Annotated in this window: 10 protein-coding genes and 1 tRNA gene; 10 read left to right on the top strand and 1 reads right to left on the bottom strand. The window is 49.7% G+C overall.

Going from position 1 to position 14,040, the window contains the following annotated elements; translation table 11 throughout:
* Position 1: 1 nt before the first annotated feature.
* Positions 2-1,300, bottom strand: a complete 1,299-nt coding sequence (gene purB / locus SYN_RS05815; RefSeq protein WP_011417137.1) for an adenylosuccinate lyase — start codon at positions 1,298-1,300, stop codon at positions 2-4.
* Between the two features lie 407 nt (positions 1,301-1,707).
* On the opposite strand from purB, the gene SYN_RS05810 reads away from it, so the two are divergent.
* From SYN_RS05810 to typA, 10 genes are all read left to right on the top strand, one after another.
* A complete protein-coding gene (locus tag SYN_RS05810) occupies positions 1,708-1,950 on the top strand; it encodes a hypothetical protein (protein ID WP_158302936.1) in 243 nt (80 codons plus the stop codon).
* A gap of 87 nt (positions 1,951-2,037) precedes the next feature.
* Entirely contained in the window at positions 2,038-3,741 is a 1,704-nt protein-coding gene (locus tag SYN_RS05805; protein ID WP_041584791.1) for an FG-GAP-like repeat-containing protein, read from the top strand.
* A gap of 140 nt (positions 3,742-3,881) precedes the next feature.
* Positions 3,882-3,958, top strand: a tRNA-Met gene (locus SYN_RS05800).
* 85 nt (positions 3,959-4,043) lie between these two features.
* Positions 4,044-4,925: an NUDIX hydrolase gene (locus SYN_RS15175; protein WP_049749915.1), complete on the top strand. Its 882-nt coding sequence runs from the start codon at positions 4,044-4,046 to the stop codon at positions 4,923-4,925.
* A gap of 97 nt (positions 4,926-5,022) precedes the next feature.
* Positions 5,023-5,679: an HAD family hydrolase gene (locus SYN_RS05790; RefSeq protein WP_011417133.1), complete on the top strand. Its 657-nt coding sequence runs from the start codon at positions 5,023-5,025 to the stop codon at positions 5,677-5,679.
* 155 nt (positions 5,680-5,834) lie between these two features.
* Complete coding sequence (locus tag SYN_RS05785) at positions 5,835-7,730, top strand: GNAT family N-acetyltransferase (protein ID WP_041585438.1); 1,896 nt, start codon at positions 5,835-5,837, stop codon at positions 7,728-7,730.
* 365 nt (positions 7,731-8,095) lie between these two features.
* Positions 8,096-9,994, top strand: coding sequence for a bifunctional acetyl-CoA hydrolase/transferase family protein/GNAT family N-acetyltransferase (locus SYN_RS05780; protein ID WP_011417131.1), 1,899 nt, complete (start codon positions 8,096-8,098; stop codon positions 9,992-9,994).
* A 235-nt stretch (positions 9,995-10,229) separates the two neighbouring features.
* The gene (locus tag SYN_RS05775; RefSeq protein WP_011417129.1) at positions 10,230-10,472 is read left to right on the top strand and encodes a hypothetical protein; all 243 of its coding nucleotides are present in this window, start codon (positions 10,230-10,232) and stop codon (positions 10,470-10,472) included.
* A 50-nt stretch (positions 10,473-10,522) separates the two neighbouring features.
* Positions 10,523-11,875, top strand: a complete 1,353-nt coding sequence (locus SYN_RS05770) for a phosphomannomutase/phosphoglucomutase (protein ID WP_011417128.1) — start codon at positions 10,523-10,525, stop codon at positions 11,873-11,875.
* A 301-nt stretch (positions 11,876-12,176) separates the two neighbouring features.
* A complete protein-coding gene (gene typA / locus SYN_RS05760) occupies positions 12,177-13,988 on the top strand; it encodes a translational GTPase TypA (RefSeq protein WP_148202503.1) in 1,812 nt (603 codons plus the stop codon).
* Positions 13,989-14,040: the final 52 nt, after the last annotated feature.

Below are 14,040 nucleotides of genomic sequence, written 5' to 3'. Positions count from 1 at the left end.
CCTATTGTTCTCCAAAAACCCTCTTGAAGATGACATCCACATTTTTCAGGAAATTTTCAATCCGGAAGACATCGCACAGTTCCTCTTCAGTAAGGCAGCCCCTCACCTCGTTGTCCTGCATCAGCAATCCCTGAAAGGAAGTCCCCTCCTGCCAGGCCGTCATGGCATTCTTCTGGACGACGGCATAACCCTGTTCGCGGGTCATTCCCTTGTCAATCAGACGCAGCAGGACCATTTGAGAGAAGATGACGCCGTGGGTCATGTTCAGGTTGGAAAGCATCCGTTCCGGGTAGACGACAAGTTTTTCCATCAGGCCGGTAAAGCGGCCCAGCATGAAATCCATAAGGATCGTGGCATCGGGTCCGATCACTCTTTCCACGGAGGAATGGCTGATATCCCGCTCATGCCACAGCGGGACATCCTCAAGAGCCGCCAGGGCGTAGGACCGCATCAGGCGGGCCAGCCCGGAAAGATTTTCGGAAAGAACCGGGTTCCGTTTATGAGGCATCGCTGACGATCCTTTCTGCCCCGGAGAAAAATACTCTTCTGCCTCCCTCACCTCGGTTCTCTGGAGCAGGCGGATCTCCTGGGAGAATTTGTCGATCGAAGAAGCCAGTATCGCCAGCACGGAAAAGAATTCCGCATGGCGGTCCCGCTGGACGATCTGAGATGAGATGGGGGCGGGCGTCAATCCGAGATGGCGGCAGACATAAGCCTCTACCGCCGGATCAATAAAAGAGAACGTTCCTACTGCGCCGGATATCTTCCCGACACTGACGGCGTCTCTGGCTCTGACGAGACGCTCATGACCGCGGATCATCTCCTGATACCAGAGAGCCATTTTCAGGCCGAAGGTGACAGGTTCCGCATGGATGCCGTGGGAACGGCCCATCATGACGGTGTCCTTGAACTGAAAAGCCTTCTCCTTCAGGACAATCAGGAGCCGATCCAGGTCTTCGATGAGGATGTCCGCGGCCTGCTTGAGCAATACCGCAAAGGAAGTATCCAGAACATCGGACGAGGTCATTCCCATGTGGATGTACCGTCCGTCCTCCCCGACCTTTTCAGTAACGGACGTTAAAAAGGCGATGACATCATGTTTGGTCGTCCTTTCAATCTCATCGATCCTTTCAACATCAAACCCGGCTCTATTCTTGATTTGTTCAAGTGAAGCCGGAGGGATCAAGCCCAGTTGAGACATTGCCTCGCAGGCAAGGATTTCAATATCCAGCCATGTCCGGTACCTGTTTTCCGGAGTCCAGATGGCAGTCATTCGATCTCTTGAATATCTTGGAATCAAACTCGTTCTCCTTCTCTACATTCAATTTTTCCATGAAAACCGGATTTCCCTCATAAACCAAAAACCCGTAAAAAGGAATTAAAAACTACCCATCCTTCAAGAAATATATTATAGAGGCGATCTTCAGATTCAAAGGACAAAAGGGGCTGCTTAAGGGTAATTTTTTGTTTATATTCAGCAATACATCAGCAGCGTCATACATGGCACGCGCTGTGACACTTTTCAATGAGGCCGGACTGTCCCCTGCCGGATCTTCATCCTCGTCCCCAAAACATGTACGAAGAGGAACAGACGGCTTACGATTATCCGGGATTAGTCTTGTTTAAAATGAACAGCGCGATTCAGAGTTTTCACAGGCAAGACATAACCAACACAGTGTCTTAATTTATTATTTGATGCAAAAAAGAGTGAATTCGTTTATCCGGCATCTCCTGGGATGGATTTTTATCGCACTGGGGGTCATCGGCTGCTTCCTTCCGATTCTCCAGGGCGTCCTTTTTCTTTTCGTCGGAACGATCATCCTGGCTCCTGAGGTTCCTTTTTTCGGCAGACAGTTGCACAGGTTCCGCCATCGCTACCCCCATATCTTTCAAAAAGCCCGGGTGATGATCCGCCGTTCCAGGAAATGGATGTGCAAACGCTTCGGATAACCTATGAATCCTGTTGCATTCATTGGGTTAAGATGTTAGGAGCATACAGAATTAAAATCCGATGACCAACATGTGGAGGATAGTTCCATGAAAAAATTTTTACAACTTCTGCTTCTGATTTTTCTGGCCGGCCTGGCCTGTACGCTGAACGCGAAGGAAAAATCAACGGTGGCCGTACTGCCTTTTACCGTGCACAGTGCGGATAACATCGACTATGTAAAACAGGGAATTTCAGACATGCTGACGTCCCGCATTGCGGTAGAGGGTAAAATCTCCGTCGCCAGCAAGGACCTGGTTCAGGAAGCCATCAAGGGCAGAACCACCCGGGATCTGACTCCTGAAGAGATGAACGCCCTGGGGAAGAAATTGAACGTCGATTACATCGTCTCGGGCAGCATCACGAAGATCGGCAACAGCTTGAGTATCGACGGAAAATTGATGGATCTGGCGGCCGCCAGATCGACTGTCGGGATTTTCGCACAGACGCAGGGCCTCGATGAGGTCATTCCCAAAATCAACGACTTCTCCCAAAGGATTGTCCAGCATATCACAGGATCGACGCCCTCGGATTTTTCGTCGCCTGCAATGGAACTCCCCGCCCCGTCTTCGGCTGCCGCAGTTGCTGACAAGCCGCCGCAGCGCAGTCGCGAGTCGGAGATCATCAGTGGCATGAGAACCAGCAGAAAAGGAACCTTCACATCCATCATCAACCCGGATTTCATCGACGCCGCACGGCCTCTGGATCGGAAGGGATTCTGGATGAGTCAGAAATTCCCGACTGAATTTCGAGGGATGGCCATTGGTGATGTCAATGGAGACAAATTGCAGGAAGTTGTGGTCATTGATCGGAGCAACCTTTACGTCTATCAGCGTAAAGGGGATGACTTCAAGCTGCTCCAGAAAATTCCCGGGAAAACTCATGACAATTACCTCGCAGTGGATGTGGCGGATATCAACCAGAACGGAATCATGGAAATTTTTGTGACCAATATGAATCGAAACACCCTCGCCAGCTTCGTCACCGAATGGCAGGATGGTAAATATATCCAGACAGCGAAAGATCTGCGTTTGTTTCTGCGGGTCATCGAACCTTCCATCGCCGCCCCGCAACTGCTTGGACAAGGCTTCGGACTGGACAACCCCTTCAATACACCCATTCATGAAGTGATCTGGGACGGGAAGCACTACCGTGCCGCAACCCGGATGAAGATCCCTGAAGGTCTGTCGGTTTACGGATTGACTCTTGATGACCTCGGCATGGGTGGCAGTGAAAAAGTAATTTCCCTTGATGATTATGACTACATCCGCATCTATCAGCAAACAGAGAAGCCTTTGTCAAGATTGAACGTTTTCGGCGGAAGTGATGAACTGATATGGAAAAGCGATGAGGTTTTCGGCGGAAGCAATACGTACGTTGAACATGCAGGCAGCACGGTTCCCGGAGATGAAGTGAGACGAACCTACATCAATTTAAGAATTCTCACCTATGACATTAACAAGGATGGGAAAAAAGAGCTGATCCTCGTTAAGAACCTTTCCGCTGTCGGCCGGGTTTTGAAAAATGTCAAACTGTTTACCTCCAGCGAGGTCTATAACCTGGAATGGGATGGTCTGGGCCTTCTGGAAAACTGGAAGACACGGAAAATCAATGGTTATGTAGCCGACTATCAGTTCAAGGACATCGACAACGACGGGCAGAATGAAATCGTTCTCGCCCTCGTTCTGTCCACGGGAGCCACGCTTCAGAATCGCAGCGCTTTTGTCGCCTATAAACTTTCGCCCCAGCAATAAGGGGGTTGACAACCCGAATCAGGTAGTATATGAAGTTTTGCCATAACTGGCGACTATGAAAGTTAACCTGTAAATAAAGATCCTTGGAATTTCATGTTTACTTATTTTCATGGTGATATGTAATTCCCTCAATAGCCCATGGCGGTGTAGCTCAGGTGGTCAGAGCATGCGGCTCATATCCGCAGTGTCCGGGGTCCGAATCCCTGCACCGCCACCAGAAAATAAAAAACCCGGTCCTGAACCGGGTTTTTTATTTTCATCCTGAAAGGTATTGAAACAGCATCCGTATCATGGAATTGATCATGAATACCGCAGCAGAGAAATTCGATCAGACCCTCCTGAAAGATCGGGGGTCATTTCAATCTCTCATTACAGATAAGCTCGGAGCGACTCCGCTTGATTTTGCCGACCGATTTCAAGCGATCAGGAATACATGGAAGGAGCATAAAAAGCATCTGGCTGCCGGTGTCTTTCTCCTGCTTCAATATGGACGGCATTCCTCAGCAGGAAGTCGGGATGAACCAGTTTTCCTGTTGATTAAACGGTCCCTCGAGGTGGCCCAGTCCGGAGATATAAGTTGCCCGGGCGGCATGCTGAATCCTTTTCTCGATTCGTTGCTCAGTCGCATCATCATGAACCGATTCGCTCCTTTTCATGATGGAAACGCGTTAAATTACGCCAGAGGAAGGGATGTTCCGACATTTCGCACCATACGCCTTTTTCTCGCCAACGCGGCGAGGGAATCATGGGAAGAAATCGGCCTGAATCCTTTCAATGTTTCCTTCCTGGGAGCGCTTCCTACATATTCCCTGCATCTTTTCAAAAGAACCATTTTCCCCGTTGTCGGATTGATCAAAGATCCATGGCACTATAAACCAAATTCCGAAGTGGAAAAAATCGTCGAGATACCCGTCCATGCCTTCTTCGATTCGGAAAACTATTGTCGCTGCTGCATCAATTCTGACAATTCAAGGCTGAATCAAAAGAGATTGCAAACCTGTTTCCCCTGCATGACTATTAAACAAGAAGACAATACGGAAGAAATCCTCTGGGGAGCAACCTTCAACATCATTACCAATTTTCTGAGCATCGTCTTCGAAAACCCTCTTCCCATGGTGAGCGATAAAACAAGGATAGTCAGCAAGATATGTCCTGACAACTATTTCAGAGGAAATTCAAGATGAAATCGAAACATGACGCTTTGCTGCTCGGAAGGAAGACGGGCATTCTTGCCTTCTGTCGGCAAATGCGCGGATCTTCCCTCCCGGACTGTTTCCTGAAATGATCAGAAAATTCAAAGCCTTTGTATTCGATTTTGATGGAACCCTTGCCGAACTGAATCTCGATTTCACCTTCATGAAAGAAAGTCTGATCGTCCTTTCGCGACAATACGGAATTGATGGGGAGGATCTGAATGATCTGCTGATTCTGGAACTGATCGAAACGGTTCGCAATCGAATCTTCAGAGATGATCCTACAAAAGCATCGGACTTTTATAACACGGCACACTTTCGGATCAGGGCAATAGAGCTGGAAGCCGCCCGCAGAGGCGCCTTGCTGAGCGGCACCCTCCTGCTTCTGACCACACTAAAAAAACGGGGAAACGCGATCGGTATAATAACAAGGAACTGCCGTGCGGCCCTGAAGAATGTTTTTCCGCAAATCGAGGACTATTGCGACGTCCTTCTCAGCAGAGACCAGACGATCCATGTCAAACCCCACCCTGATCACCTCATCAGAACACTCAGCATTCTGGGTGCTTCTCCGGAACAGACGGTCATGGTCGGGGATCACCCTCTGGACATCCAACTCGGTCGAGAGGTGGGAACCTATACCATCGGCGTCCTGACCGGACATACCAGGGCCGAGGCACTGTTCGCCTCCGGCGCCGATCTGGTACTCAACCGTGCTGTTGAAATTCTCGACCTCCCGATGTGATCCCCCCCTTGAGAATTCCATATCTGCAACTTCTTTTCTTGACAGTCCGAATGAGTTCATATTTAATAATTATAAAGGGATAAGCGCTAACAGCCATAATTATTCAAATCCAGGATCATCCCTTGCACTCTTGATTCATGCAAGAGGGATTTGAGATGACTGCTAAAAACAAAAGCCGTTTCCTCGAAAATTGGAAGGCAAGCTTTCCGGAAAAATTCACTGATGAGACGGAAATATTCAGTCATATCCGCCGTGGTGATCGCATTTTTGTATCTTCCGGCTGTGGAGAACCACAGCATCTGGTCAACTCATTGGTCAAATACGTGGAATCCAACCCGAAGGCTTTCTTTGACACTGAAATCATTCATATCTATTCCTTTGGAATCTCTCCCTATACCGATCCGAAATTCAAGGAAAATTTTCGGCACAATTCTTTTTTTATCGGGGATAACACCCGGGCATCCGTGAATGAAGGATATTCCGATTACACGCCCATCTCCATGTCCAGCGTACCTGCGCTGCTGCACAGCGGCTTTGTCAAAATCGATGTTGCGCTGATCCAGACGTCGCCCCCGGATGCACACGGTTGTCTGAGCCTTGGCGTGAGTATCGACATGGTCAAGGCGGCTACGGAAAATGCCTCCCTGATTATTGCCCAGGTCAACTCAAATATGCCGCGCACCCATGGAGACGGTTTCATCCATATCAAGGACGTCAACTATATCATCCCTCATGACGAGCCCCTGCTGGAAATCCAGGGTACTCTGTCAAGTGAGACAGCACGCAGGATAGGCCAATATGTTTCCCGTCTTGTTCAGGATGGCGATACGATCCAGGTAGGATTCGGCATTCTTCCCAATGAAACCATGACCCATCTCAGCAACAAGAAACATCTTGGTGTTCATACGGAACTCCTCAGTGACGGTCTTATTAACCTGATGAAAATCGGCGTGATCGACAATTCCCGGAAAAAGCTCAATAGGGGAAAGACGATTGCCTCCTTCTGCATGGGGAAAAAGGAAGCCTATAAATACATTCATGACAACCCTTTCATTACCTTTCGCACCATCGATTACACGAACGATCCTCTGGTCATCGCTCAGGAAGATAATATGGTGGCAATCAACAGCGCTCTGGAAATCGACCTGACGGGGCAGGCCACGTCGGAATCCATCGGCGGCACGTTTTACAGCGGCATTGGCGGCCATCAGGATTTTATGCGCGGCGCGGTCATGGCTCGAAATGGAAGGAGCATCCTGACTCTGCAGTCAACCGCCAGGGGAGGCGAGGTTTCCCGCATCGTTCCCAGTTTGTCCGAATCTGCGGGAGTCACGCTGAATCGGAGCGATGTGCGTTACGTCGTTACGGAATACGGCATCGCTTATCTTCACGGCAAGACGATTCGGGAAAGGGCGATGGAACTCATCTCGATCGCCCATCCCAAATTTCGCCCCTGGCTTCTGGAAGAAGCGAAAAAACGGGGGCTCATTTACCGTGATCAGGCGTATATCCACGGCGAAAAAGGGGAATATCCGGAACATCTTGAAGCACACCGGACGACAAAAACGGGATTACATGTCTTTCTTCGCCCCATTAAAATTACGGATGAACCTCTTTACAAGGATTTCATTCACGCGCTGTCCGACACCAGCCTTTATCGTCGTTTTTTTTCAAGGCGTTTCGACATGCCGCATGAACGGATACAGGATGTTGTAGTTATTGATTATACAAAACAAATGGCTATCTGTGCCATCGTTCCCCTGGGGAATAAGGAAATGATTGTAGGCGTCGCCCGATATCATATCGATGTGAACTCTCATTGGGCTGACATTGCGTTTGCTGTCCGCGATTCCCACCAGAGGCAGGGAATTGGCTCGGAATTGCTGTCCTATATGACTTATCTGGCCAAAAGACAGGGGCTCCTGGGTTTTACCGCCGCAGTGCTTATGGAAAACGAACCGATGCTGAATACCTTTGCCAAGGGAGGTTTTGATATCACCGGAAAATTAAAGGCCGGATTCTATGATTTAAAACTGGCCTTCAGAAAATGACCGGCATATCCTTTCTCTCAATCGCCACAACGGAACAGCCATGATCACACCCTCATCAAATAACCCGTAAAAATCTCAATCTTTCTGATGTTCAGCTGATCGGTTCCGAAGTGGTCTGCTCAAGCAACACCTGCCGATATGCACTCATCGTCAACATCATTCCTATAACAAATGGGATGCACAATCCCGATAATTCTGCTATCTACACGCCGACTCATGGTCTTCCTCCTGATTAAAGTTTTTAACGGAAAATTCTTTTTCAGAGGATTACCGTGACTTGTTCCTTCAGCTCACGATCACCATGTCCATCATTCGTTGTGCTCGTTTCGGAACGAAGATAGTTCGTAAATGCCAGGAGCTTTGAGATGTCAGGTCAGCACAGCAGTCATCACCTTGAAAAGTGGAAAGCAAGTTATTCGGAAAAATTCGCTCAAAAGGAGTTAATATTCAGTCATATCCGCCGAGGTGACCGCATTTTTGTATCTTCCGGCTGTGGAGAGCCTCAGCATCTGGTCAGCGCACTGATCAAATACGTGGAATCCAACCCGAAGGCTTTCTTTGATACAGAAATCATTCATATCTATTCCTTTGGATTCGCACCCTATACCGATCCGAAATTCCAGTTCAATTTTCGTCACAATACTTTTTTTATCGGGGATAACACCAGGAAATCGGTGAATAAAGGATCTTCCGATTACACCCCCATCTCCATGTCCAGTGTTCCGGCGCTGCTGTACAGCGGCTTCGTCAAAATCGATGTTGCGCTGATCCAGACCTCCCTCCCGGATGAATACGGATTCCTCAGTCTCGGAGTGAGCATCGATATGGTCAAGGCGGCAACGGAAAATGCTTCTCTGATTATCGCTCAGGTCAACTCAAACATGCCGCGTTCTCATGGAGACGGTTTCATCCATATCAAGGACGTTGACTATATCATCCCCCATGACGAACCCCTGCTGGAGTTACAGGGTACAATTCCCAGCGAAACGGCTCAAAGAATAGGCAGTTATGTTTCCCGTCTTGTTCAGGATGGAGATACGATTCAGGTAGGATTCGGCGTTCTTCCCAATGAAACCGTGTCCCATCTCAACAACAAAAAAAATCTGGGGGTTCATACGGAACTCCTCAGTGACGGCCTGGTCAACCTGATCAAGCTCGGTGTGATCGACAATTCCCGGAAAAAGCTCAATCGGGGAAAGACGATCGCCTCCTTCTGCATGGGGAAAAAGGAAACCTACGAATACATTCATGACAACCCTTCCATTACCTTCCGCACCATCGATTACACGAACGATCCTCTGGTCATCGCTCAGGAAGATAATATGGTGGCAATCAACAGCGCTCTGGAAATCGACCTGACGGGGCAGGCCACGTCGGAATCCATCGGCGGCACGTTTTACAGCGGCATTGGCGGCCATCAGGATTTTATGCGCGGCGCGGTCATGGCTCGAAATGGAAGGAGCATCCTGACTCTGCAGTCAACCGCCAGGGGAGGCGAGGTTTCCCGCATCGTTCCCAGTTTGTCCGAATCTGCGGGAGTTACGCTGAATCGGAGCGATGTGCGTTACGTCGTTACGGAATACGGCATCGCTTATCTTCACGGCAAGACGATTCGGGAAAGGGCGATGGAACTCATCGCAATCGCCCATCCCAAATTCCGTCCCTGGCTGCTGGAGGAAGCGAAAAAGCGGGGGCTCGTTTACCGTGATCAGGTTTTTCACGGCGAAAAAGGGGAATATCCGGAACATCTGGAAACACACAGGACGACATCGGCGGGATTGAATATATTTTTACGGCCCATTAAAATTACGGATGAAACTCTTTTCAGAGATTTTATTCATGGGTTGTCCGATACCAGTCTTTATCTTCGTTTCTTTTCAAGGCGTTTCGACATGCCTCACGAGCGGATACAGGAAATGATCGCCATTGATTATACAAAGCAAATGGTCATCTGCGCCACCGTTCCCATTATGAAGAAAGAAATGATCATCGGCATTGCCCGATACACAATCGATGAAAGCTCTCATTGGGCCGATGTCGCCTTTGCCGTCCGTGATCTCTTTCATAGAAAAGGCATCGGAACAGAACTGCTTTCCTATATGACCTATCTGGCCAAAAGGCAGGGGCTTTTGGGATTTACCGCCTCGGTACTGATGGAAAACGAGGCGATGCTGAACACTTTCGCCAGGGAAAAGGGAGAATTCGAGATCACAGGAAACTTGAAGTCCGGATTTTATGACCTGAAACTGGCCTTCAGGAAATGACCGGAAAGAACAAATGGATTGAGCGCGGACTCCAATATCTTTTTGAACCACATTTTATAATGGATGCTGGTGCTTTGAATAACCCCGGGAGATTGGTCGACGTGTTTTTTTCAGAATCCCGGGCGGGAGTTACAGAGTTCGGCTTTCCCGTCGATCCAGAGAAAAAGCCTCCCGAAAGACTTTCGTACCGCCCCGAAATCAAAGACTTCAATTATCCGCTGGATCGGCGATCTTCATGGGGACGATATGCCTGGACAATATTGACAAAGCAGCTCAATTTTTTACGGAAAAACTTGCGAAAACGATCAAGTTGAACTATGGCAGATATGATTCGAAAAAAAACCGATCAATTTTCTACGTCCTGCAGACGGGAAAGCAGGCCACGCCGGCGTTTCAGTGGCGTCCGGCGAGCCCTTTTCACCGAAGAGGGCTCAACATGGGAATTTCGGTCATCATCTTTTCTTTTAATCAAAGATAATCGATCATTCAGAAATCTATTGTTCAGAAAATGATCAAAGGAGCAGAAAAATGAACCCAGAAGTATTTCGGGAATACGATATTCGCGGTGTTGTAGACAAGGATTTGAATGCTGATTTCGTCTATCGCCTGGGACAGGCAACCGGCACGTACGCCTTGCGTCACGGTGCCTCTATATTGACCGCGGGCAGGGATTGCCGCCTCAGTTCAGAAGGTTATCATCTTGCCCTGATAGAGGGGCTTCTCGATTCGGGAATCGATGTCATTGATATCGGAATGTGCGCAACCCCCATGCTTTACTTCTCCATCCGCACGCTTGAGGCCGGCGGCGGAATTATGGTAACCGGAAGCCATAATCCGCCGGAATTCAACGGGTTTAAAGTATGCGTGGGTCAGGATACCATTTATGGAGATGAAATTCAGGTTTTAAGAACAATCATGGAATCAGGGATGTATGAAAAAGGACAGGGCCGCTTCCGGAAACAGTCCGTATCGATGGATTATGAGGATTTCCTGTGCAATCAATTTACACTTCGAAAAGGGATGAAAGTCGTCCTCGATGGGGGAAACGGTGTCGGCGGTTATTTCGCTCTGCCCATCTTAAAACGATTGGGTTGCCAGGTAAAAGACTTATACTGTGAGCCGGACGGCCATTTCCCCAACCACTTCCCGGACCCGACAATCCCCGAGAATCTATCCGCCTTATTGACCGAGGTGAAGGCGTTGAGTGCGGATGTGGGTCTTGCCTACGACGGCGATGCGGATCGGCTGGGCATTGTTGCGGACGATGGGCGAATCCTGTGGGGCGATGAACTTCTTCTGCTGTTCGCCCGCGCCATTCTGGAAAAAAATCCCGGAGCGGCCATTATCGGTGAAGTCAAGTGTTCACAGAAATTATACGATGACATTCAGGCCCGCGGCGGCAGAGCCATTATGTGGAAAGCCGGTCACTCCCTGATCAAAGGCAAGATGAAGGAAGAGAAAGCCCTCCTTGCAGGGGAAATGAGTGGACATCTGTTTTTCGCCGATCGATATTTCGGATATGATGACGCCATTTACGCCTCTCTGCGGCTCCTGGAAATTCTTTCCGAAACAGGAAAATCCGTCAGCGCACTGATGGCTGACGTGCCGACAACCTTTACTACGCCGGAAATCCGGATTGACTGTCCGGACGATGTCAAGTTCCGTATCGTCGAGGAGGTCAAAGAACATTTTCGAGCCATCGGCCCGATCATCGATATCGATGGAGTCCGTATCCCCTTCAATGACGGATGGGGATTGATCCGCTGTTCAAATACACAGCCGGTCCTGGTTCTCCGGTTTGAAGCCGCCACGAAGTCCCGATTGGATGACATCCGTTCCAGCATTGAAGAGATTGTTTTTCATAAATTGCGTTCCTGCTGAGATCCGGCGTTTTCCCGCCGGTCTCAAGCCGGCGGGAAATACTGCAACAAATTGTTTGCTAAATTCTCTCTTTCCTGTTATCAGCCGATACAAATTTTTCCGAAAACGGCTGACATCCCGTCCCATCGGCAGTCTTGGAGACATCAGATCTATAGTAAGTGAAATCGATTTTCCCGTTGACGTATCTCCCCAGAAAAATGCCTCATTCTTCTTTATCGAGCCGGCACACTTTATCTGCCCGGCCGGCTGCGGAAAAATTACAGCCCATGCAAAATATTAAAAGGATTTCAGGAATTAAAGCATCATGAAAATAAGAAACGTAGCTATCATCGCCCATGTCGACCACGGCAAGACAACGCTGGTTGACAAACTGCTGATCCAGAGCAAGATCTTCCGTGAAAACCAGGAAGTGCGGGACTGCTTTCTTGATTCCAACGATCTGGAACGCGAACGGGGAATCACCATTCTGTCCAAAAACATCTCCATCAACTATAAGGGTCACAAAATCAACATCATCGACACCCCCGGACATTCCGATTTCGGTGGGGAAGTGGAACGCGTCCTTAAGATGGCTGACGGCGCCATTCTTCTTGTGGACTCCTTTGAAGGGGCGATGCCGCAAACGCGCTTTGTCCTCCAGAAGGCCCTGTCCTTCAATCTGACCCCCATTCTGGTCATCAACAAGATGGACAAGCCGAACCGCAGGCCCGCCGAGGTGCTTGACGAAGTCTATGACCTTTTCATCGACCTGGGCGCAGATGACGAGCAGATGGAATTTCCCGTACTCTATGCATCAAGCCGTTTCGGCTGGTCTTCCCTCCTTCCGGACGTGGAAGGAAAGGATCTGACCTCACTGCTGGATGCCGTGATCGACTCCATTCCCGCACCCAAAGAGGTGGAAGGACCTCTACAAATGCAGGTCACCACGGTGGATTACTCAGATTATGTGGGACGTATCGCCATCGGGCGCGTCTTCCGGGGAAAGATCAGAGCCGGCATGCCGATCGCCGTTCTGAAACGTGACGGATTTACCCAGAAATCGGCGATCAAGGATGTTTTTCTTTTTGAGGGACTGCAGCGCAGCAAGGCGGAGGAAGTTCCCTGCGGGGATATCTGCGCCATTATTGGTCCGGAGGACATCGATATCGGGGACACCATTGCCGACATCGAGAATCCGGAAGCCCTGCCTATCATCCCCGTGGATGAACCGACCATGAGCATGACGTTCATGCATAACGATTCGCCCTTTTTCGGCAAGGAAGGCCGTTATGTCACAGGCCGTCATCTGCGGGATCGCCTTTTCCGCGAGCTGAAGAGCGATGTGGCGCTCCAGATTGAAGCAGCCTCAGGTACCGACGCGTTGAAGGTTTACGGGCGAGGCATTCTGCATCTGTCGATCCTGATTGAGACGATGCGTCGGGAAGGCTACGAATTTCAGGTTGGACAGCCTCATGTGATCTACAAGGAAATCAACAACCGGAAGGCGGAGCCCATCGAGCTGCTTATTGTCGATGCGCCCGCGGATCTCTCGGGCAGGGTCATCGAAGTGGTCGGCAGGAAGCGCGGCGAACTGAAAAAAATTGATTCAATCGGCGGCCGCTCGCGACTGGAGTTCCACATCCCGTCCCGCGGCATGATCGGTTTGCGCAACCGCCTCCTCAACGCCACGGCTGGAGAAGCCGTCATTAATCATCAGTTTTACCAATACGAACCCTTCAAAGGCTCCATCCCTCACCGGCAGAACGGCGTACTGATTTCCATGCAGGCGGGACCAGCCACGGCCTATGCCCTCGACGCACTTCAGGCCCGGGGACGTTTCTTCATCTCGCCGGGGGAAGTGGTCTATGAGGGACAGATCATCGGCGAGCACAACAAAGAGGAAGATATGGTCGTTAACGTTCAGAGGGCAAAGAAACTGACGAACATGCGCGCCTCCGGAAGTGACGAAGCCGTCAAGCTGTCGCCGCCCGTTGTCTTTTCTCTTGAGGAAGCATTGGAGTACATCACTGAAGGCGAAATCGTGGAGATCACTCCCAAATCCATCCGGTTGCGCAAAAAAATCCTCGGCGAATGGGAACGGCGCAAGGCCGAACGTCTGGAAAGCGTGAGTTAACGGTCCCGGTTTTCCACTTGAAAAACCCATGGGAAGAAATTATAGGAATGCC

Origin of the sequence: Syntrophus aciditrophicus SB (assembly GCF_000013405.1) — a bacterium.
Taxonomy (GTDB): domain Bacteria; phylum Desulfobacterota; class Syntrophia; order Syntrophales; family Syntrophaceae; genus Syntrophus; species Syntrophus aciditrophicus.
The sequence above is the reverse complement of the archived record's forward strand: the minus strand, read 5'-3'. Positions and strand labels throughout refer to the sequence as shown.